This is a genomic window from Thermostichus sp. OS-CIW-26 (assembly GCF_054058395.1).
Genome location: NZ_JBSSAG010000005.1, coordinates 1 through 20380, shown reverse-complemented (window position 1 = coordinate 20380; position 20380 = coordinate 1). Strand labels below are relative to the sequence as shown.

Below are 20380 nucleotides of genomic sequence, written 5' to 3'. Positions count from 1 at the left end.
CGGGCGGTTAGCACAGTGGTAGCGCACTTCCTTCACACGGAAGGGGTCACAAGTTCGAATCTTGTACCGCCCATACCCGCAAACCTGCTCCTGCAGCGAGCTTCAACAGTCCAAGTCCTTCTCCTGGAGGAGAGATACAGGCGGCTAGAAACGACTTTTTCCGCCCCGGGGTCTCCCTGAAGCGCGCCTTAGGGAGAGGGCTAATGGCTGTTGAGAACAACTCCGCTTGAGCTTCCAGCGTCTTTGCTGCCAGGCCAGTGGAGAAAGGGAAGAATGGTAGCCTAATCAAAGGGTAGGGTTGAGGCCATGCAAGAATTTCGTCCCGCTAACGCGATCAGAAACCTTCGCTTCATACTCCTGGGCTTGTGGATCTTGAGCCTGCTCGTTCTCCTCATCCAAAACTGGGGATCCCCGGCAAGGGTTGTGGTGGGTGGGCAATCGGGATCCCCGATTCCTTTGTCGTTGGTGCTGTTGGCCTCCTATGGAGCAGGGATGGGGCTGGGATTTTTGTATGTAGGCTCCTGGCGATTGCACGACCGGGTGTTCCAGCGACAGGCAATCCGTAAGTTAACTCAGTTGAGCGACCGAGTTCGCTTTTTGGAAGCCCAGCTGATTCCCCCCGACCACTATTTGCCCCAAGATCTGCCGGAGTACGAGCCGGATCCCCAAGCAGGCCGCTATTCCTATTCCAATATCCCGCCGGAACGCATTCGCGATCCCGCTCCTGAGGACGACGATGCGGCAGCAGCTCCCAACTGGCGGATTGTCCAGCGGCCCTACGCCGACGAGGAGGAGGAAGGATGGGATTCCTAAACTGGTGGAAATCGTCTGCCGCTCCTGCGTCTGAGCCCGACCCCCGCCCTGAACCGCGGGGACAGAACAACTATCTGCTCATCGTCCTAGACAGTTGCCGCTTCGACAGCCTGCTGGCGGCCAACCCCAAGCACTTGCTGAAGTTGGGCCCTCTGGAAAAGCGCTGGAGCTACGCTTCCTGGACGGCCCCTGCCCATTACAACCTGCTCATGGGCCTGCTGCCCCACACCAGCCCCATCCACGTTTTTGCGTCCGAGCACTACAAGCAAGATTATCTGCGCTACAACGAGCGGCTCGGCACCCGGCAACCCATTGAGTTCAAGCATCTGCTGCCTCATCTCTATTTGCCGACGCTGCTGAAGCATCAACTGGGCTACACCACCCACGCCATGGTCTCCATGCCGGTGCTCAACCCCAGCACGCTGCTGAATCGGGATTTCGATTCCTACCGCCTCATGCCCCAGCACAACGATATGGCGGCCATGGTGGAACAGTTGCGCTTCGAGCCGGATCGCCCCAGCTTTTACCTGTTAAACGTGGGCGAAACTCACTATCCCTACGCGCTGCCCGATGAGGATCCCAGCTTGTGGCCCCGCATCTCGGGGGTGAATGGGGTGTTGAAGCGGCTGGATGAAGGAGAAGAGGACGGGATCCCCTTTTTCGATTCGGCCCAGTTGGAAGAGCTACGGCAGCGACAGATCCAGGCGGTGCGCTACCTGGATGGGATCTTTGAACAGCTGTTCGACCTGGTTCCCAAAAACACCTACATCACGGTTACAGCCGATCACGGCGAACTGTTTGGGGAGGGAGGCTACTTCGGCCACGGCCCTATCCACCACGAAAAAGTGCTGGAGGTGCCTTTTATCGAGGGCAAGATTCGCTAGGATGAGGCCCTCACCCCCAGCCCCTCTCCCTGAGGACAAGGGTGGCCATCGATAGCCCAGCAACTGGGCTTACCAGGATTGAGCCTCTGTTTGCCTGCCGGTTAACGCGATCGCCTGAATCGCATGGGCAGAGCCTCTTCCCTTTTGGAGCAGCTAGATCTGCTGGGTCTCCGGCTTGGGCAGGGTAGGATCCCGGCGGGGTTCGCCGTTGGCGCTACTCGGACGGAGCCCTTGCGGGGATCCTTTTACACCGGAACCCAACCCATCTTCGGCGGCCAGGTCGGCAGAGCGGGCGATCTCGTAAAGGCTTTTCACCACACTGCTGAGGGGAATGGCGACGATCACGCCCAGGATGCCCCCCAGTTGCGCCCCCACCAGAAGGGCGATCAAAATCCACACCGGGTTCAATCCGATCAACTCCCCCATCAGGCGCGGGGCAATCACCCGATCCTTCACCTGCTGCACGATCAGGGAAACCAGCACCACTTTAAGGCTGAGCCAAATGTCCTGAAAGGCCAGCAACACCGCCGCCGCCCCAATGCCAATCACCCCCCCCACCAGGGGGATGACCTCCAGCAGGCCGATCAGCAGGCCAAACAGGAGCCCGAAAGGTACCCGCAAAAACCCAAAAACCGGCACCAGCATCAGGGCCATGATGAACCCCAACACCAACTGGCTGATGAGGAAGTTCTGAAAGCTGAGGGCTAGGGCTTCGCCAATGCGCGGCCCCCAAGGCTTGGGAAACAAGCTGAGCAACCCCTGCCAGAACTGGCCCCCGTAGAGCAGCATGTAGAGGGCCAACACCAGCACCAGCACCAAGTCGATCACCTGGTTAAAGGTACCCAGAAGGAGATCCAGGGATTGGCCGGCAATTTTCTCGGCGCTGGCCTGCAGGCGGTTGAGAAGGGTATTGACCAGCTCCGTCTGGCCAAGGTTGATGTTGCGCTCGGCGGCCCAAAGGCTAATCTGGTCGAGCCAATTTTGTAAGGTGTCCACCCACTCTGGGATCCGCGCCCCCAGCTGCACCACTTGCTTGGCCAAGACCGGCACCACGGCGATCCCCACCAAAACCAGCAGCACCACCGAGAGAGCAAAGACCAGGGTGACCGCCAAACCTCGACTGACCCGATAGCGCCGCAGCACCTGCACCGGGTAGTTGAGCAAAAAGGCCAGCACCGCCGCTGTCAGGATGGTGGTGAGCAAATGCCCAAACAGCCGACCCACCTGTATGGCCAGCCAGCCGCTGATGACGATCAAGATCCAGGTGAGCAGCAACCGCTGCAAGGGTGAGAAGCGATTCATGCCGGAGCCATCCCCAAGGGATCCCAAAGCGCTTAAAAACCCAGGATGCTATACCCACTATCCACGTAGATCACCTGGCCGGTAATGCCGCTGGCCAGGTCGCTGGCCAGAAAAGCCGCCACATTGCCCACCTCTATTTGAGTGACATTGCGCCGTAGGGGAGCTTTCTCCTCCACAGCATGCAGCATGGCATGAAAATCGGAAATGGCCGATGAGGCCAAGGTGCGGATTGGGCCGGCAGAAATGGCGTTCACCCGGATCCCGGCAGGGCCCAGCTCGGCAGCCAGGTAGCGGACACAGGTTTCCAGGCCCGCTTTGGTGACGGCAGCCATGTTGTAGTTGGGCACCACTCGCACTCCTCCCAAGTAGGTCAAGGTGAGGACACTGCTGCCGGATCTCAGTAGGGGCTTGGCAGCCCGGCAGAGGGCAATCAGGGAGTAGGTGCTCACATCCATGGCCAGGGCAAACCCCTCCCGCGAGATATCGCTGAAGTTGCCGCTCAGCTCCTCTTTTTTGACATAGGCCAGGCAGTGAACCAGAATATCGACCTGACCCCATTTTTCGGTTACCCCCTGAAACAGATCGCTGATCTGCTGATCGCTTTGCACGTCGCAGGGGAGGAGAAAATCTGGCTGCAAGGGATCCGTGAGTTGCTGAACTTTGGTTTTGAAGCGATCCCGCTCGTCCGGCAGATAGGTAACCCCTAGGCTGGCCCCCGCTTTGTGCAGTTGCTGAGCAATGCCCCAGGCAATGGAGCGCTCGTTGGCAATGCCGGTTACCAAGGCTTTCTTTCCCGTCAGCTGTAGCATGGCAAAAAAAGTAGGGGTGTATTCCTTTCTATCCTCCCACAGGTGGGAGCTGGGGCTGGGAGAAGGGATCCCAGGCACTCCTGAACTCCCGTCAAAAAGGCCCGGCTTCCACAATGAAAGTCCTTTTGGTTGAAAAGGAATATTGTCTGCTGGATCTCCGCAGCCCTGTTACCCGTGCCGAAATCATCGAGCACCCGTGGTCGTTGGAAGATACCTCCCTCAACCGGGCTGATAGGTGGAAGCCACGTGCAGTTCCTTGAGCTGCTTCGCCTCAACGCTGGAAGGAGCGCCGGTGAGCAAACATCGCGCCTGCTGGGTTTTGGGAAAGGCGATGACATCCCGGATGGAATCTTCCCCGGCCAGCAACATCACCAGCCGATCCAGGCCGTAGGCAATGCCGCCGTGGGGCGGGGTGCCATACTCAAAGGCTTCCAACAAAAAGCCAAACTTGTCCCGCGCCTGTTCGGGGGTGAGGCCAATCGCTTGAAAAACCTGCTCCTGAATTTCCCGCTGGTAAATCCGCAGGGATCCCCCTCCTACTTCCACGCCGTTCCACACCAGGTCATAAGCCTGGGCCCGCGCCGTTTTCAGGTCGGCCAAGTCGTCGGGGTGGGGGGCGGTAAAGGGGTGGTGCAGGGCTTCCAGGCGATTTTCTTCGGCGTTGAACTCAAACATGGGAAAGTCGGTGATCCAGAGGAGATTCAAGGCGTTCTCTGGGATCAAACCCAGCTCCTGGCCCAGGTGCAGCCGCAGCCGGCCCAAAGACTCGTTCACCACTGCCGCCGGCCCTGCCCCAAACAGCAACAGATCCCCTGGCTTGGCCTGGGTGAGATCCAGCAACCGCTTCTCCTGCTCGGGGCTCAAGCTCTCTTTCAGGGCGCCGATGGTATCGAGGCTGTCGGGCCGCACCCGGATAAAGGCCAAGCCGCCCGCCCCATACTGGGTGACCAGCTTGAACAGATCCCCGCCTGGTTTGATGCGGGTGTTGGAGATCTTTTCATCGCCGCCGGGCACTGGCAGGATTTTGATCAAACCGCCCTCAGCCAGCACTTTGGCGAAGACTTTGAATCGGGATCCCTGAAACACCTCCGAAACATCCACCAACTCCATCCCAAAGCGGGTGTCAGGCTTGTCGGAGCCGTAGCGGGCCATGGCCTCGGCATAGGTCAGGCGCGGGAAGGGACGGGGCAGGTGGATCCCTTTGACAGTTTTGAAGATATGGCAGATCAGTCGCTCGTTGAGCTCCAGGATCCCTTCTTGATCCATGAAGCTCATCTCCATGTCCAACTGGGTGAACTCCGGCTGCCGATCCGCCCGCAGATCCTCATCCCGAAAGCAGCGGGCAATCTGGTAGTAACGATCCACCCCCGCCACCATCAGCAGCTGCTTAAAGAGCTGGGGCGACTGCGGCAGGGCAAACCACTCGCCGGGGTTGACGCGGCTGGGCACTAGGTAGTCTCTGGCCCCTTCTGGGGTGGAGCGGGTGAGAATGGGGGTCTCCACCTCAATGAAGCCCTCTTCATCCTCTAGGAAACGGCGGATGGCCTGGATGACCCGGTGGCGCAGTTGCAGGTTACGGGACATGCGCTCCCGCCGCAAATCCAGGTAGCGATAGCGCAGGCGGATCTCTTCTCGCACTTCCTCCGCTTCTTCTCCCGAGACGCTGAAGGGGAGCTGCTTGCCGACTCGACTGAGCACTTCCAACTGTTCGGCGTAGATCTCGACCTCGCCGGTGGCCAGGCGAGGGTTGAAGGAGTCGGGGGGCCGTTGCTGGACAGTTCCCGTTACCCGCACCACATATTCGTTGCGCACTTCCCCCGCCAGTGGATATGACTGCGGAGTTTTCTGCGGATCCGCCACCAGTTGCACAATGCCAGAGCGATCCCGCAAATCCAGAAAGATCACCCCCCCGTGGTCGCGGCGGCGGTCGATCCAGCCGTAGAGGGTGACGGTCTGGCCAATGTGGGCCGGGCGGACTTCGCCACAGTAGAGGGTGCGGGCCGGGCGATGGATGGCAGCAGGCATGGAAGAGGTGAGAGAACAAGGGTCTGAGCCCCTATCATACAAAACTCAGACCTCCTGCCTCGACTCAGCTTCTCAAGAGCATTCAGGGGATCCGCCCAGGGCTACCACAATCGTGCAGGTGTTGTGGCGCATCATGGCAACGTAAGTTTCGGCGCCGCTGCCTGGCTCCCCCAAAGAGTCCGAGTACAGTTTCTGTTCGGCTACCTTGACCCCGGCTTCGGTGGCCACCGTTTGGATCAGGGCCGGGTTGAGGGTGGTCTCGGCAAAGACAGCCGGCACCTGTAGAGCGCGGATCTCGGCCACCAACCGGGCCACAGTCTGGGCGCTGGGCTGTTCTTCGGTGCTGATCCCCAGAAGGGATCCCCCCATTTTCAGGCCGTAGGCTTGGGTGTAGTAGGCAAAGGCATCGTGAGTGGTCACCAAAACCCGGTTGGGAGGGGGGATGGTCTGAATTTGCTCCCCAATCCAGGCATGAAGCTCCTCCAGCTCTGCTCGATAGGCAGCAGCATTGGTTTGGAAGAAGGTCGCCTCGCCAGGCACCTGTTCCGCCAGCTCTTGGGCGATGCGCTCCACCATGCGGATGACGTTTTCCACATTGCCCCACACGTGGGGGTCGGGAGTGGGGATCCCGTCCTCGTTGGCAACAATAGGTTCAAGGATCTCGGCCAAGGCAACCCGCCGCGCCTGTTGGGCTGTGGCCTCGATGAGACGCATCAACCCCGGCTCCAGGTTGTAGCCATTCCAGAACACCAAGTCTGCCTGCTCTAGGGCCACCCCATCCGCCGGCGTTGGCTCGTAGACATGGGGATCCATCCCCGGCTGCAGCAGGCTGGTGAGCTGGATGCGATCTTGGCCCACCTGCTCCACCCAATCGGCGATCAGTGTGGTGGTGGCCACAACGCGGGAACGCGCCCATCCCGAACCGGCCAAGGCCAGAAAACTGCCGTTCCCGTCAGCGAGACAGAGTCCTATTGCCAAGCCGAAGGCTGCTACCCAACGGCGCCGCCCCCAAAGGAAGACAAGACTTTTGTTCATCGTTTCATGGTTTAGATGTCCCTTTAGGGTACACTGGACTTACCGAAAATGAAAGCAAAATGAAAAAGCAATCTGCTCCTCTCCCTCTTCGCCCGGCCAGGGGATCCCTGGTGGTGCGGGATCTGACGGTGCGTTACGGCAGCCTGCAGGTGCTGCAAGGGATCCAGGCTGAAATCGCGCCGGGGCGCATCACGGGCATCCTCGGGCCCAACGGGGCCGGCAAAAGCACCTTTCTCAAGGGGCTGTTGGGGTTGGTGCCGCTGGAACGGGGGGAAGTGCGCTACGGCGGACAAGCGCTGCGGGGAGAGCAAGTGGCCTATGTACCCCAGCGCTCGGCCATCGACTGGTCGTTTCCCGCCACGGTGTGGGATGTGGTGTTGATGGGGCAGGTGAGAGCTGCTGGCTGGTTTCGCCGCATCGGGAAAAAGGGGCAGCAGCGGGCTGCTCAAGCCCTGGAGCGGGTGGGGATGGGGGCCTACCGGGATCGCCCCATTGGAAAGCTGTCGGGGGGACAACAGCAGCGGGTGTTCCTGGCGCGGGCCTTGGCGCAAGAAGCGGAGATCTACGCCCTTGACGAACCCTTTGCCGGGATCGACCAGCCCAGCGAAGCTATTTTGTTCCAGGTGTTGCGGGAGCTGGCAGATGCCGGCCACATCGTGATGGTGGTGCACCACGATTTGGGGCAGGCCCGGGCCTACTTCGACGAAGTGCTCCTCCTCAACCGTGTCTTAATTGCCCAGGGATCCCCGCGGGAGGTGTTGCAGCCAGCGGTGTTGCAGCGGGCCTATGGCCGAGCCCTGCTGCTGGACTCAGCTGCCTAGGGAGCATGCCTCTAACCCCCAAAACCCTGAACTTTGCTGAATTTACTGAGCTTTAGGCGGTTTGGCAAAAGTCATTGAGAGGGATATAGTAGACCAAGTTTCCCCCTGATCCTTGAGTCCACCGCAACGGTTGCCGGGAAGTGAAGGGGGAAAGCGCTCGGGGGGTATTCCTCAGGGCTTTGCGGGATACCGCCTTCCTGCTCAGAGATAGGCAGGATGCGATCGCTTCTTTCCTGAACCATGTTCAGGAGAGTTCAGCGTGAATGTATCAGAGTTTGAGGTCAACAACGTTATGGAATGGCTCTGGCACAGCCTGGCGGATCCCTTGAGTTTTGCCTTCATGCAACGGGCTCTGCTGGTGGCGGTGGCCGTCGGCATTCTCTGTGCCGTGGTGGGCAGCTATCTGCTGGTGCAAAGCTTGGCCCTCCTGGGGGATGCCATCAGCCATTCGCTGCTGCCGGGCCTGGCCATTGCCTACGTGCTGGGCCTCAACCTGTTTGTGGGAGCCTTTGTGGCCGGTCTCCTCAGCGCCCTCTTAATTCAATGGATCCGCTCCGCCAGCCCCCTCAAGCCGGATGCAGCCATGGGGATCGTCTTTTCGGCCTTTTTTGCCTTGGGGATCCTGTTGATCACTTTGATCCAACGGCGGGCTCGCATCGATCTCAACCACTTCCTCTTCGGCAACCTCCTGGGGGTGAATGCTGTCGATGTGCTGACAGTGGTGGGCATCACCCTTTTGGTGTTGGGGTTAGTGGCCCTCTTCTTCAAGGAATTGACCTTTTACAGCTTCGATCCCTTGGGGGCCAAAGCAGCCGGCCTGCCCACCGAGCGGCTGGGGTGGGGGCTGATGGTGCTCACTTCCCTGACGTTGGTGGCCAGCATGAAGGCAGTGGGCGTGCTCTTAGTGTTGGCCATGCTGATCACGCCAGCGGCAACCGCCTATCTGGTGGTGCCTCGATTGCACCAGGTGATGCTGCTGGGATCCCTATTTGGGGTGAGCGCCAGCCTGCTGGGGATGTACGCCAGCTACTACCTCAATGTGGCCTCCGGCCCGGCCATCGTCCTGGTGGCCTCCGCCTGGTTTAGCCTGGCCTTTCTGGGCAGAGTGTTCTCAGGAACGCGCTAGAAACCAGGGATCGCAGGTCGGGATCCCTGGTTCGAACCTCATCTGAGAGAGGGTAGAAAGCGGTAGGTAGTCAACTCAGAAGCGGGAAGAGCGGCCATCCCGACTGCCGCCTGCACCGGCCTGCCGAGGCAACGCCTTGTTGACCCTCAGATCCCGGCCCATCCAAGTAGCGCCATCCAGCTCGTCGATGGCCTTTTGCTCATCGGCTTCGTTTTCCAGTTCCACAAAGGCAAAACCTCGCTTACGGCCAGTCTCCCGATCCACCGGCAGCTTAATTTGCTTAACGGTGCCGTATTCGGCGAACACAAGTCGCAGATCTTCTTCGCTGGCCTTGAAGGACAAATTACCTACAAAAATGGTCATGGTGTAGCAAACTCCGAACCTTACCCTTTAGCGTTCAGTTCGGAGGCTCACCTGGTTAAACCATTCGCTCAATCCGAACCTCATGCCAACCACATCTTAGTCTTCCCAATGGCATTTGCAAAGCCATCCTTCCAGCTTTTTGTCCGAGAATTGGGAGAAGCTTTTGTAGCAAGATGGAAACTCAGGATCCTAACCTTCATGGGCGATTGCTTTGGCCCAACGGTTGGCGTTTGGGAGTGCCGGGAGAGCGGGGATAAGGAGGCGGCGTGGGGGCTACTTTCTCCAGCAGTAGGCAGTGGCGCACCCCACGGCTGCGGGGTGTGGTGAAGGCTTCTACATGGATCAGTTTTCCGCCCAGGAGCTCAAGGGCCTGCTCCAAAGTTTGGGCTTCTGCCTCGGTCCAATGGCCGCGATAGAGGATGGCGCGTCCCCCCACCTTGAGCAGTGGCAGACAATACTCGGCGCAGGTCTCCGCCGAGGCCAGGGCCCTGGCCAGAGCAATATCATAGCTGCCCCGTTCCTGCGGGTCTTGCCCCCAAATTTCGGCCCGCTGAGCCACTGCCCGCGCTTGGGTGAGGGAGAGCCTTTGCAAGGTGTCCTGTACAAAGGCAATCTTGCGTTGGGTGCTGTCCAGCAGGGTAAAGCTGGCCTGAGGCAGGGCAATTTGGGCCGGGATCCCCGGAAACCCTGCCCCGGTGCCGATGTCGATCCCCCGCCAGGGCTGAGCTTGGATTGCCTCCCAGGATCCCAGCAGGCGTAGGCCCCGCAGCGAATCCCACAGGTGTTTCTCCCAAAAGTCGATGGGATCGGTGATGCGGGTCAGGTTCTGGGTTCGGTTTCCGGCCATCACCAGCGGATAGAGCTGTTGCAGTTGTTGCTGCTGCTGTTCAGAAGGCTGCCAACCCAGATCCGCCAGCCAGCTTTCCCACAGGGCCTTGAGCTCTGGAGGCTCAGAGGAAGGAGCGTCAGCCTTCTTCATCCCAGGGATCCCAGTTTCAATCCAGCGGGGATGGCTCTGTCGGCCCAGCCTTTCAGCTCTTGGGTCAAGCCCTGCAAAGAACGGTCGGTGCCCAGCAGCTCTTGGTTTAAGCAAACCAACTCCTGCAAATCCAGCTCCTGACAGCTGGCCCAATCTTCCGCCAGCAAGTTAATCGGCTGCGGCTGAGCCTGAAGCAACTGATGAGAGGCCAACTCCAGCTCTACATTCAAAAGCACCTGCTCCAACCGCTCTACCCGCTCCTGCATTTGCGCCAGCAGGGCTGCCAACTGCTGACAGCAATGGTGAACCCGCTGAGCATAGACCTTGAGCGGCAGGGTCAGCGGCAGCAACGACTCAGACAACAGTTGAATCAGGTGCTGGGCCTCCAGTTCTTCCAGTTGCAGGTCTTGCCAAATGGCGTGGTAAAGATGAAGCGAGCGACGACAGGCTTCCAGGCGCTGGTAGCAAGGCTGTAATACAGAACCGCGCAGCTCCTGCAGGTAGTCGGCCCACAGTTGCCCAGCCTCTACTACCCAACCTGTCTGGAAAAAACTCCACCCCTGAGCCAGCAGCCAACTGACGAACAGGCCCGCCAACAATTGGTTTTTTTGTCGCAACAGGAAAGGCGAAAGGTGCTCTCCCCAAACGGCTAACCCCAGCCAGATCAGGGCAGCCAAAGTCAAATGGGGCAAGCTGATCATCTCGGCCAACAGCTGGGCAGACCAGCGCTGGCGCAGCATCCAGATCACCCCGGCGCCCAAGCTGTACAGCCCTCCCCCCAACAGCGGGATCAACACCAGCCACAGGGGTTGTCCCCTCCACAGGTGCGATAGTGACCCATCTTCGCCCAGCGCATCCCAACTGAGCAAGTACAAAGCCAGCAGAGCCAAAACCACGACCCAGCCCTGCTGTCGCTTGAGACGGCGGGCTAGAAGACGACGGCGGCGGCGCAGATAGGTTTGAAAGGACTCGGCAACAATCGACATAAAAAAATGGCACTGCGGATCCCTACCAATACCCCCACCGGCCTGGAGCGCTCCTTCACGATCATAAGTCTTAACTTTGCTAGGTCATCTGGCTTCTGTATTGCGTTGTTGGCGGGAGTCATGCCCAGCCGGTGGCCAGCTTTTTCAGGGGCTCATCAGGCGGTTTTTCGGCGAGACTCCTCCGAGAAGCGCTGTTTTCTCGGCAAGCCTGACAGAGGCTTTTTAGAGCAGGCAGCCGCGTGCAAGCTCTCCACCCCTGTTACCATGGAAGAGCCCTTAATGTTTCTTTCGTATCCATCGTATCCATAGCCAAGCTAGTCTCTTGGATCGGCTTTTTTATTGTGCACTGTGCCAGGTTTTGTGATCCCTTCTGCATCTCCTCCCAGTTCCGGCCTTTCCCCCCTCGAAGTGCAGCGCCAGATGATTGTCATTCTCGATTTTGGATCCCAGTACTCTGAGCTGATTGCCCGCCGCATTCGCGAAACCCACGTCTATTCGGAAATCCTTTCCTATCGCACCACTGCTGAGCAACTGCGGCAACTGCAACCGCAGGGCATTATCCTCTCCGGGGGCCCCAACTCGGTGTATGAGCCAGCCGCTCCGGTGTGTGACCCCGAGATTTGGAACCTAGGGATCCCGGTTCTGGGGGTGTGCTACGGCATGCAACTCATGGTGCAGCAGTTGGGGGGCAAGGTGGAAGCAGCCCAGAAGGGGGAATATGGCCGTGCCGCTCTGCACATTTTGGATCCCACCGACCTGCTCACCAACCTGCCGGAAAACAGCATCATGTGGATGAGCCACGGGGATTCGGTTACCGAACTGCCGCCGGGCTTTCACACCTTGGCCTCTACCGACAACACCCCCTATGCCGCCATTGCCGATCCAAGGCGTCGTCTCTACGGGGTGCAATTTCATCCGGAGGTGGCCCACTCAGAGGCTGGCGCCTTTCTCATCCGCAACTTTGTCTATCACATCTGCGGTTGCGAGCCCACCTGGACAACGGCAGCTTTTCTGGAGGAAGCCATTCGAGAGGTACGTGCCCGTGTGGGCAATAAGAAGGTGCTGTTGGCCCTCTCGGGGGGGGTAGACAGCTCTACTTTGGCTTTTCTGCTGCACAAGGCCATCGGCGACCAGCTCACCTGCGTGTTCATCGACCAAGGGTTTATGCGCAAGGAAGAGCCCCAGCGGCTGCTGCGCCTTTTCCAAGAGCAATTTCACATTCCCGTCCACTACGTGGATGGCCAGGAGCGGTTTCTCCGGCAGTTGCAGGGGGTTACCGATCCCGAAGAAAAACGCAAACGAATTGGGGCAGAGTTTATTCGCGTGTTTGAGGAAGAATCCCAGCGGCTGGGTCCTTTTGAGTACTTAGCCCAAGGCACTCTCTACCCAGACGTGATCGAGTCTGCCAATACCCATGTGGATCCGGTTACTGGAGAACGCATTGCCGTCAAGATCAAAAGCCATCACAATGTCGGCGGCCTGCCCGAAAATCTGCGCTTTAAGCTGGTAGAGCCTTTGCGCAAGCTCTTCAAAGATGAGGTGCGGCAACTGGCCCGCTCTTTGGGTCTGCCGGAAGAGATTGTGGGCCGCCATCCTTTTCCGGGGCCGGGGCTGGCCATCCGCATTGTAGGCGAGGTTACCAAAGAACGGCTGGAAACCCTGCGAGAAGCGGACATGATCGTGCGGCAGGAGATCAACCGCTCCGGCTACTATCCCAAACTTTGGCAAGCCTTTGCCGTGCTGCTGCCAGAGGTGCGGTCGGTGGGGGTGATGGGGGATAAGCGCACCTATGCCTGCCCGGTGGTGGTGCGGCTGGTTACCAGTGAAGACGGTATGACCGCCGATTGGGCGCGAGTTCCCTACGACCTCTTGGCCACCATTTCCAACCGCATCGTCAACGAGGTGCCCGGCATCAACCGCGTGGTTTACGACATCACCTCCAAGCCCCCTGGCACCATCGAGTGGGAGTAGGCGGGATCCCTTGCGTCTGGCCTCGATTCCTGGCTGGATCGATGGCTACCTATGGCCAGCTTCCGGCAGGGAATAGGAAGGGCTTGAGCTGAAGGGCTGAGCGGCTTGGACTTCCATTCGGGCCAAAGTCGTAGCGGCATCCGCCAGTTGCAGAGCAAGGTTGGCACGGCTAATCGGATCCCGGGCATTCCAGAGATCCTGTCCCAAACAAAACACTCGATAGCGAAAGGCTTTGATCGAGCGCGATGGGATGACCTTGACAGTCATGGCTACAACCTCTTCTCCACAGAGACGTGAATAGTCAGCAGAACCCGCTCGGGCTCAAGGTAAACAAATGTTACCAAAACAACCTCGTCCTCAGAGGCAATACTGACCGGGCAGGTGGCTTTCGGGGGCTCCACCCGTTCATGCCGTACCCCCACAGTGTATTCTCCAATCGGCAGGTCATCAAATCCAGCGTCTGCATAGATCAACTCAATGGTTTCTTCTGCAATCAACTGCCCCTCTCGCTCCAGGAAACTGAGAAAAGGGATCCCATCGATGGAGGTGAGCGCGTTGTTGGCCTGGTTGCGGATCATCACGAAGATGTCGGACATGGAGGGTGCGCCATCACCTCAGGGGTTTATGATCGAGGGTGCTGGAATGTAGCCCGACTTTCTTTAGCCTGGACTGCCGCCAAGTCCTGATTCAGCGACCAAACCCTTGACCCCGCGTGGCCGGGCGGGCAAGACAGGCTTGGAGTTTTTTCCGCAGCTGGGCTGTATCGAGGCGCTGACCGATGAGCACCAACTGGTTTTTGGGCTGGCGAGGCCACTCATCGCTGCTGAGGGTATAGCGCCGACCGCTGAGGTGAAAGATATGTCGCTCTGGGCTTTCCTCGAACCACAACACCCCTTTGGCACGAAAGACTGCATCGGGCAACTCGTTGAGAAAATTTTGGAAAGCATCCAAAGAGAAGGGCTGATCGCTCTCAAAGGCTAGGGAGTTAAAGCCGTCAGCCTCGATGTGGCTGGGATGGGAGTGGTGATGGTCAGGGTGCTCGCAGTGGTCATGATCGTGCTCATGGTCATGGTGGTCGTGACTGTCGTGATCATGGGCTTCTTCTTGGGGCAAGGAACTGGCCTGAAACAAATCGGTATCCAAGATTAGCTCCAGGGGAACTGCGCTGTTGACGGTGCGCAAAATGCGGGCATCTTCTTTGATCTCGCGGATGCGTTTTTCCAGACGCTCGATTTCGGCTTCCTCAACCAAGTCAGTTTTGTTAAGGAGAATCACATCCCCATAGGCAATTTGGCTATAGGCCACGTCGCTGTTAAACAGATCGGGGGCAAAATTGGTGGCGTCTACCAGCGTGACAATCGAGTCTAGCCGCGTCAGGTCTCGCAATTCTGGCCCTAAAAAGGTGAGGGCAACCGGCAAAGGATCCGCCAATCCCGTGGTCTCCACCACCAAGTAGTCGATTTTGTCGGAGCGTTCCATCAACCGCAACACGCTCTCGGCGATGTCGTCCCGGATGGTGCAGCAGATGCAGCCGTTGTTCAGCTCGACCAAATCTTCTTCGCTGGAGACAATCAATTGCGCATCAATGCTGATCTCGCCGAATTCGTTGACCAGCACCGCTGTGCGCATCCCTTTTTGGTTGTTGAGGATGTGGTTGAGAAGGGTGGTTTTCCCACTGCCCAAAAAGCCCGTGATGATGGTGACAGGTAAGCCTCGCTTGGGCACTTCGATGGTTACGGTCATAGAGTGGCAGCGATCCGATATAGAGGGAACTCTTCCACTTTATCCTCTTGTCCTCATTGCCCTAGCTGTCTGAAGCCGATTAAACCCTTCAGATGCGATCAGTAGAGCCTTTGCGCCTCGGCATTGGCGGCAGCCTTGGCTGTCTGAACTGGATGGTCTCTCTCTTTCCGGCTTAATCCTCCAGGGTCAGATCGCTTCCTCTAATCCCCCGGCCCTGAAAGTAGGGTTATTTCGATTCAAACTGGGACAATGCACCCAACACCTAAAACGTTGAACGCAGGGGGCCAGAGAGCTGTTCTCAGTGGCCCACGGGTCTCACCCTAACCTGAAGTGACTATCGATAACATCCCTAGGTAGACTATAGTGCTGACCCACCCCAGCTTGGCCTGTCGGGATGCCTACCTGTCCTGGGTTACTTCCACCTGGTTGCCCGGCTCTAGGCTGACGCGGAACTGTTGTGCGCCTGTTGGCAAGGGATCCGGCGGTAGCTCCGGCAGGTCGGCAAATGGGGTTTCGGCTCGGCGCTCTCGGGCAAGCTCATTCTCCGGCTCGGCAGCCAGCAGGGATCCCGTCTCATCTACAGTTACTCGATAGGCCAAGCTCTCCGGCAAATCGGGGGGAGACTGCCACTGCTCTGCCAAAATGTCTCGCAGACGGGAAAGGGGATCCGCCCCTGCTGCCTCTCTTCCCGCTGTTGGGTCAGATTCTTGGAGGGATGTGGCCAAAGGCTGCGATTGACCCGTCAAGGCAGGGATGGTGAGCTGCTCTTGCGGGGAAGGGGAAGCTGTGGGATCCCTAGGGGGGCGACTGGCCCAGATCCCAACACCGGCCACAACTGCGATCCCTCCCACCAGCAGGGCCGCGATCCCAGTGGGCTGTCGATACCAAGCCCGCGTCACCGGAGTTCCCAGATTGGCCAGTTGGGGAATGTCATCCGCCACCTGGGAGAGGTTCTCCAGCAGGTCGTACAACTGCGTCATCGACAAATCCACCTGCGCGATGCGATCTTCCCCTTGGCGCACCGTGAGACGATGAAAAATAAAATCAAGCGGACGGATGGCCACGGTACCGCTGAAGGTTCCCTTGGGCGTGCCGCTCAGATGGGATCCCACGTAGCGGTCGATTACGGTGATCAAATCGTTGAGCCAAACGTTATCGCCGTGTAAAGTTTTGACTGTCTCCCCCTGGCGGATTTCCAACTGACACTCGAAGCTGCGCTGGATGGCTTGCAGCGGCGGCGTTGCAGAGGAGTCTGAAGAATTGGAATCGGCAGGGGCTTCTCCCTGTACAGTCAGCGTAGAAGTGGGCTGTTGATAGGTGTGGCTAACCAGGGTAAGGTTGGGCATGGCAACTGCGGGCAAACAACACGGGTAGAGGGCTACAGAGGCGATAATTGACAAAACTGCCTCAAGAAGAGGGTGAGGCATCGGGGCCGGAGCTGTGGGCCACCCCCTCTTCTTCCAGATCGCTGCCGGCAGGCAAATCCATCTCAGGACGGCTGAGCAAGGCTTTCCACAGGCGCTGAGCGCCTTTCGGGCTACTGTAGAACATCAGCTCAATCAAGATGCGCAGGGCCAGCTCGGTGAGGCTATTCTCATCGCGCACGTCCCCATCCACCATGCGGCTGCGGTAGTGAGAGAGGAATTCATCCAAGTAATCTCCCACCAGCGGCTGACGGAAGGGGCTGAGCTCTTGATCGACAGCGGCTTCCAGTTGCTCCAAGGTGCTGCGGATACGGGCTTGTTGCTGAGCAGCCAGATAGGCAATCACCATCACCAGGGCGCGGGCCTCTTCGATATCGACCTTTTTGCGCCCACCGCTGCTGCGGCGCAAGGGGTTAGCATTGCGCAGTCGCCAGAGGGTCACCCGGTCGCCAATCTGCTCTTCCAAGTTGAGGGCTTTGGCTGCGGCCAGAACCGCTTCGGAACTTTCTCCGCTCAGGGACTCCAACCCCAGCAGTAGCAAGTCCAACTGGGCTTTGATGGTACCGGTGGCTGTGTTCAGGCCAACGGGCCGACTGTCTAACTGAATGTGCTTGTGTTCCACCGTCACGCTGTCAATGGGAGCTTTGGGTTTCGACGAAACTCTATGATCTCCTGTCCAAGCCAAACCTGCAACCTACCTCCCTGCGCTCTAGTCTAAAAGACTTTGGGCATGCTAGACTGCTCGCCAGCCTGCCGAGAGTTGAGCTCTCAGGGTTCTTCCCCAAAACGGGGTAACTCTGGATGCATCTTAGACCAATAAGAATGGGTTTTCTGGGCCGGTTTCTGTTTCGGCAACACCCCTACTCCTAGCTGAACTTGGGCTTTTGGACTCAGGGGGATGGCTACTTATAATGGGGAAAGCAGCTGCTGCTTTGGCCTTTAAGAGCTAAGTGACTACCCACCTTCATTGAGTTTCCCTTTTGTTGACACCAGCGACTCTAGGTGCAGCTTGATTCATCATGGCCTCTTCTGCTCGCTGCAGTACTCAGCCTGTCCCTGTTCACTGGGTCTTGATCTTCAGGGATCGATTGGGGCAGAGGGGGGTTGTTCTGGATAGTATCTATTACTCAGTGGGACGGTCTAAAGACAATCATATTCGCCTTTACGATCCCTGCGTCTCTCGGAAACACGCTTCCCTCATCCGCATCCCAGGTTCAGGGCCAACTGCACAGGGATCCCTGCAGTACAGCTACATGGTATTCGATGGCAGTCCGGGATCCAGGCCCAGCACCAATGGCCTATTCGTCAACGGAAAACGGGTTTTGTCCCATCGCCTTCAGCTCCTAGATAAGATAAGGTTTGGGCCGAACGTAACAGCAATTGTGGAGACAACGGATCGACTCAGCCCGGAAACCCTAGCCAAGTTATTGCAGCCTCTGGATGCTGCTAGCTCTACATCCCCATCCACCTTTGATTTTAATAAAGACACGGAGCCGAACCCGGAAAACCTGGCTCAGCCAGAGGAAGAGGATTTCACTGTTGCCTAAGCCAACCCAACCAGTCTTCTGAATCCTCCTGTGCCCCCCATCCCACCTGCTCTGAGCGGCTACTGGCAAAATGCCTTTGACCTAGAAGCCCATCTGGGATCCTTCCTGGGCCTTGGGGCTGCCGATCTGCGGGAGAAACTGCGGGCAGGGCAGCAGCAATTGGCGGAGTTGGGCCAGCGAGACTTTGGCTGGGATCGGGCAGATGCGTTTTATCGGGATCAGGTGAGATCCGCCTATCTGCTGGATTTGGCGGCTTGGCACCTGAGCAGCACCGACTACATCGGCGATACCTTACGCCTGGTGGCGGATCATGCCCGCGGGTTGGTGTTGGATTTTGGCGGCGGCATCGGCACCCATGCTATCGGGGCGGCCCTCTGCGCAGCGGTGGATCAGGTGATCTTCTGGGATATCAACCCCATCCATCGGCAGTTTGTGCAATGGCGGGCGGAAAAGCTGGGCTTAACCGAGTGCATCCACTGTCCAGAAAACTTCCCAGAAGAGATCTTTTTTGACACCGTCATCTGCTTCGATGTGGTGGAACATCTGGCGGATCCGGCAGCGCAGTTGCGGCAGTTTTACGACTGGCTCAAGCCGTCAGGTAAGCTTTTGATCAACTGGTACTTTTTCAAGGGGTTTAACGGCGAGTTTCCTTTTCACCTGGACGACCCGCAAAAGGTAGAGCAATTCTTTCAGGTGCTGCAAAGCCGTTTTTTGGAGGTGTTTCACCCCTATTTCATTACCGCCCGCTGTTACCGCAAGTGGGATAAAAGCTGAGATTGGAGAAAACCAAGGTGCTGCGCTATTTGCGGATATTGTGGCTGTTTTGGAGCACCTCAATCGCGGCAGAAATGGAGTACCGTGCCAATTTTTTCTTTGCCAGCCTCAGCAGTCTGGGTGGCTTGGGATCCGCTCTGTTTGGGCTGTCGTTGTTTTACCAGCAGGGGCACCGGCTGGGCGGTTGGAGTTGGCCGGAAGCCCTCATCGTGTTGGGGGTGTTCACCATTCTGCAGGGGGTGTCGGCCAGTCTCTTTAACGTCAACCTCAATCGCATTGTGCAGCAGGTGCAGGAAGGCACCTTGGATTTTGTTTTGCTAAAGCCAATAAGCAGCCAGTTTTGGCTGTCGGCCAGGGTGTTTTCCCCCTGGGGCCTGGTGGATATCGGCTTTGGCCTGTTGCTGATTCTCTACGCCGGGATCCAGCTCCATTTGCCTGCTTGGGCCTATGCTTTGGGGCTGCTGCCTCTGCTGCTGGGGCTGATCATCCTCTACAGCCTCTGGTTTATGTTGGGAGCCACCAGCATTTGGTTTGTCAAAATCTACAACGTCACCGAGGTGCTGCGGGGCCTAGTAGAGGCAGGACGATTTCCGATAGTGGCTTATCCGGTGGCCTACCGCGTGTTTTTTACCTTCATCGTGCCGGTGGCTTTCTTGACAACGATCCCGGCGGAGACCTTGCTGGGGCGAGCCCAATGGCCGTGGCTGCTGGGATCCGCTCTGCTGGCGGCGGGGCTGTTGTGGGGATCCCATCTTTTCTGGCGCTTTGCCCTGCGCTTCTACACCAGCGCTTCCAGTTAAAGTCTGGGCCAAAAAGCTTGGATCCCAGGCATCCGAGTTCCGGGGAGTTGAGTAATTTCTACAGACGCGCCCCACGCGCTGACATCGCGGAGAACAACTGCCTTCTCCTTCACAAGGCAGAGGGAATCGCAGAGTTCTCTGGGTTGAGGGCAAAAAAGTTTTCACTGCAGCGCTTTGCAGCCACAGGCTCTGTGGTTTAGGGGGGCTTGTCTGTCAGTGGTTTTGATGGTTTGTCGATCTTTTGAGGAGCCTGTTCAATGCACAAACACACAAGCTTTGTAGCAGCATCTGTGATAGCCGGCAGTTTTGCTCTCTTGGGCTGTGGCAGCAGCACTTCGTCTTCGATGATGCCTTCCCAAGCGGATTTGGTGGCTTTGAGCAGCGGCAACCGCCTCACCTTTATCCGCTCCGCCGATGCTTCTGTGCAAGGATCCCTGACGGTAACAGGAGTGAACGGCAACCTCATTGGTATCGATGTGCGCCCTGCCAACCGGCTGCTTTACGGGCTGACCGACACCAGCATCCTTTACACCATCAACTTGCAGACCGGTGTCGCTACCGTGGCCAGCACTCTGTCGGTTCCCTTCACCGCGGGCACGCTTTCTGGCATGGACTTCAACCGTTCCGCAACTCATGGTCGTTTATTTCACCGCCCAGGATGAACTAAACAACCGGTTGCTTCCTGCTTCTACGACCCTTACCTAGCTGAGCTTTTGACCCAACCCCGGCAGAGGAATCTCCACAGGCGCGACTTCCCCCAGAACTTGAGGTAGAGTTAGCAAAGCTAACTAGGTTGTGTTGATCTTTCATTTGAGCCAAAAGAGAGCACTGACGAGATAGAGAAAACTCAAGAAGTTCCTGGCCAATTTGTCAAAACGAGAAAATAGATGCCGGTACTGCTTTAACTTATGAAAAAAGCATTCGATTAAATGCCTCTCTTTATACAGATGCTTGTCATAATGCCGCTGCGTCTTTCTA

General features: G+C 57.9%; 21 protein-coding genes, 1 tRNA gene and 1 pseudogene. 10 read left to right on the top strand and 13 right to left on the bottom strand.

Features of this window, described 5'->3' with window-relative positions:
• The first annotated feature begins 1 nt into the window (after position 1).
• The 3 genes from ACVW0C_RS03685 to ACVW0C_RS03675 all read left to right on the top strand — a co-directional run bounded on the left by ACVW0C_RS03685 (position 2) and on the right by ACVW0C_RS03675 (position 1697).
• Positions 2-73: transfer RNA gene (locus ACVW0C_RS03685), tRNA-Val, on the top strand.
• A 299-nt stretch (positions 74-372) separates the two neighbouring features.
• The gene (locus tag ACVW0C_RS03680; RefSeq protein WP_414374744.1) at positions 373-813 is read left to right on the top strand and encodes a LapA family protein; all 441 of its coding nucleotides are present in this window, start codon (positions 373-375) and stop codon (positions 811-813) included.
• Positions 801-1697 (top strand): sulfatase-like hydrolase/transferase, encoded by an 897-nt coding sequence (locus ACVW0C_RS03675; RefSeq protein ID WP_011432786.1) that lies wholly within the window; start codon positions 801-803, stop codon positions 1695-1697. The genes ACVW0C_RS03680 and ACVW0C_RS03675 overlap by 13 nt, the downstream gene beginning before the upstream one ends.
• A gap of 153 nt (positions 1698-1850) precedes the next feature.
• Here the strand turns inward: ACVW0C_RS03675 and ACVW0C_RS03670 are convergent, their stop codons facing one another.
• The 4 genes from ACVW0C_RS03670 to ACVW0C_RS03655 all read right to left on the bottom strand — a co-directional run bounded on the left by ACVW0C_RS03670 (position 1851) and on the right by ACVW0C_RS03655 (position 6868).
• Entirely contained in the window at positions 1851-2999 is a 1149-nt protein-coding gene (locus ACVW0C_RS03670) for an AI-2E family transporter (RefSeq protein WP_414341734.1), read from the bottom strand.
• A gap of 32 nt (positions 3000-3031) precedes the next feature.
• Complete coding sequence (gene fabI / locus ACVW0C_RS03665) at positions 3032-3808, bottom strand: enoyl-ACP reductase FabI (protein WP_011432788.1); 777 nt, start codon at positions 3806-3808, stop codon at positions 3032-3034.
• A gap of 219 nt (positions 3809-4027) precedes the next feature.
• Positions 4028-5833 carry an aspartate--tRNA ligase gene (gene aspS, locus ACVW0C_RS03660; protein ID WP_457384379.1) on the bottom strand — a complete coding sequence of 602 codons (1806 nt, stop codon included), beginning with the start codon at positions 5831-5833 and terminating at the stop codon, positions 4028-4030.
• 72 nt (positions 5834-5905) lie between these two features.
• On the bottom strand, positions 5906-6868 hold the full coding sequence (locus ACVW0C_RS03655) for a metal ABC transporter solute-binding protein, Zn/Mn family (protein ID WP_457384378.1): 963 nt from the start codon (positions 6866-6868) through the stop codon (positions 5906-5908).
• A 59-nt stretch (positions 6869-6927) separates the two neighbouring features.
• Here ACVW0C_RS03655 and ACVW0C_RS03650 point away from each other — a divergent pair, with 59 nt between their 5' ends.
• Complete coding sequence (locus ACVW0C_RS03650; RefSeq protein ID WP_414381929.1) at positions 6928-7689, top strand: metal ABC transporter ATP-binding protein; 762 nt, start codon at positions 6928-6930, stop codon at positions 7687-7689.
• 292 nt (positions 7690-7981) lie between these two features.
• The gene (locus ACVW0C_RS03645) at positions 7982-8815 is read left to right on the top strand and encodes a metal ABC transporter permease (RefSeq protein ID WP_457384423.1); all 834 of its coding nucleotides are present in this window, start codon (positions 7982-7984) and stop codon (positions 8813-8815) included.
• Between the two features lie 75 nt (positions 8816-8890).
• Here ACVW0C_RS03645 and ACVW0C_RS03640 read toward each other — a convergent pair whose 3' ends face one another.
• From ACVW0C_RS03640 to ACVW0C_RS03630, 3 genes are all read right to left on the bottom strand, one after another.
• Entirely contained in the window at positions 8891-9178 is a 288-nt protein-coding gene (locus ACVW0C_RS03640) for an RNA recognition motif domain-containing protein (RefSeq protein WP_414329140.1), read from the bottom strand.
• 196 nt (positions 9179-9374) lie between these two features.
• Positions 9375-10157 carry a 16S rRNA (guanine(527)-N(7))-methyltransferase RsmG gene (gene rsmG / locus ACVW0C_RS03635; protein WP_457384377.1) on the bottom strand — a complete coding sequence of 261 codons (783 nt, stop codon included), beginning with the start codon at positions 10155-10157 and terminating at the stop codon, positions 9375-9377.
• Positions 10154-11143 carry a hypothetical protein gene (locus ACVW0C_RS03630; protein WP_457384376.1) on the bottom strand — a complete coding sequence of 330 codons (990 nt, stop codon included), beginning with the start codon at positions 11141-11143 and terminating at the stop codon, positions 10154-10156. The genes rsmG and ACVW0C_RS03630 overlap by 4 nt, the downstream gene beginning before the upstream one ends.
• A gap of 420 nt (positions 11144-11563) precedes the next feature.
• Between ACVW0C_RS03630 and guaA the strand changes: the two genes are divergently transcribed.
• Positions 11564-13114: a glutamine-hydrolyzing GMP synthase gene (gene guaA, locus ACVW0C_RS03625; RefSeq protein ID WP_457384375.1), complete on the top strand. Its 1551-nt coding sequence runs from the start codon at positions 11564-11566 to the stop codon at positions 13112-13114.
• Between the two features lie 45 nt (positions 13115-13159).
• Here the strand turns inward: guaA and ACVW0C_RS03620 are convergent, their stop codons facing one another.
• From ACVW0C_RS03620 to ACVW0C_RS03600, 5 genes are all read right to left on the bottom strand, one after another.
• Positions 13160-13381, bottom strand: a complete 222-nt coding sequence (locus ACVW0C_RS03620) for a hypothetical protein (protein WP_011432797.1) — start codon at positions 13379-13381, stop codon at positions 13160-13162.
• Between the two features lie 2 nt (positions 13382-13383).
• Positions 13384-13710, bottom strand: coding sequence for a hypothetical protein (locus tag ACVW0C_RS03615; protein WP_238376924.1), 327 nt, complete (start codon positions 13708-13710; stop codon positions 13384-13386).
• A gap of 91 nt (positions 13711-13801) precedes the next feature.
• Positions 13802-14857 carry a CobW family GTP-binding protein gene (locus ACVW0C_RS03610; RefSeq protein WP_457384374.1) on the bottom strand — a complete coding sequence of 352 codons (1056 nt, stop codon included), beginning with the start codon at positions 14855-14857 and terminating at the stop codon, positions 13802-13804.
• A gap of 398 nt (positions 14858-15255) precedes the next feature.
• Positions 15256-16203, bottom strand: a complete 948-nt coding sequence (locus ACVW0C_RS03605) for a DUF4335 domain-containing protein (protein ID WP_457384373.1) — start codon at positions 16201-16203, stop codon at positions 15256-15258.
• 61 nt (positions 16204-16264) lie between these two features.
• Positions 16265-16909 (bottom strand): DUF3038 domain-containing protein, encoded by a 645-nt coding sequence (locus ACVW0C_RS03600; protein ID WP_011432801.1) that lies wholly within the window; start codon positions 16907-16909, stop codon positions 16265-16267.
• Positions 16910-17300: 391 nt separating this feature from the next.
• On the opposite strand from ACVW0C_RS03600, the gene ACVW0C_RS03595 reads away from it, so the two are divergent.
• The 4 genes from ACVW0C_RS03595 (at position 17301) to ACVW0C_RS03580 (ending at position 20064) form a co-directional block, all read left to right on the top strand.
• Positions 17301-17828: an FHA domain-containing protein gene (locus tag ACVW0C_RS03595; protein ID WP_011432802.1), complete on the top strand. Its 528-nt coding sequence runs from the start codon at positions 17301-17303 to the stop codon at positions 17826-17828.
• Positions 17829-17858: 30 nt separating this feature from the next.
• Complete coding sequence (locus ACVW0C_RS03590) at positions 17859-18602, top strand: class I SAM-dependent methyltransferase (protein WP_457384372.1); 744 nt, start codon at positions 17859-17861, stop codon at positions 18600-18602.
• A 17-nt stretch (positions 18603-18619) separates the two neighbouring features.
• Positions 18620-19402, top strand: coding sequence for an ABC transporter permease (locus ACVW0C_RS03585; protein WP_457384371.1), 783 nt, complete (start codon positions 18620-18622; stop codon positions 19400-19402).
• A gap of 344 nt (positions 19403-19746) precedes the next feature.
• Positions 19747-20064, top strand: coding sequence for a DUF4394 domain-containing protein (locus tag ACVW0C_RS03580; protein ID WP_457384370.1), 318 nt, complete (start codon positions 19747-19749; stop codon positions 20062-20064).
• A gap of 144 nt (positions 20065-20208) precedes the next feature.
• Here ACVW0C_RS03580 and ACVW0C_RS03575 read toward each other — a convergent pair.
• Positions 20209-20380 (bottom strand): annotated as a pseudogene (locus ACVW0C_RS03575) (IS5-like element ISSoc13 family transposase); the annotation flags it as partial.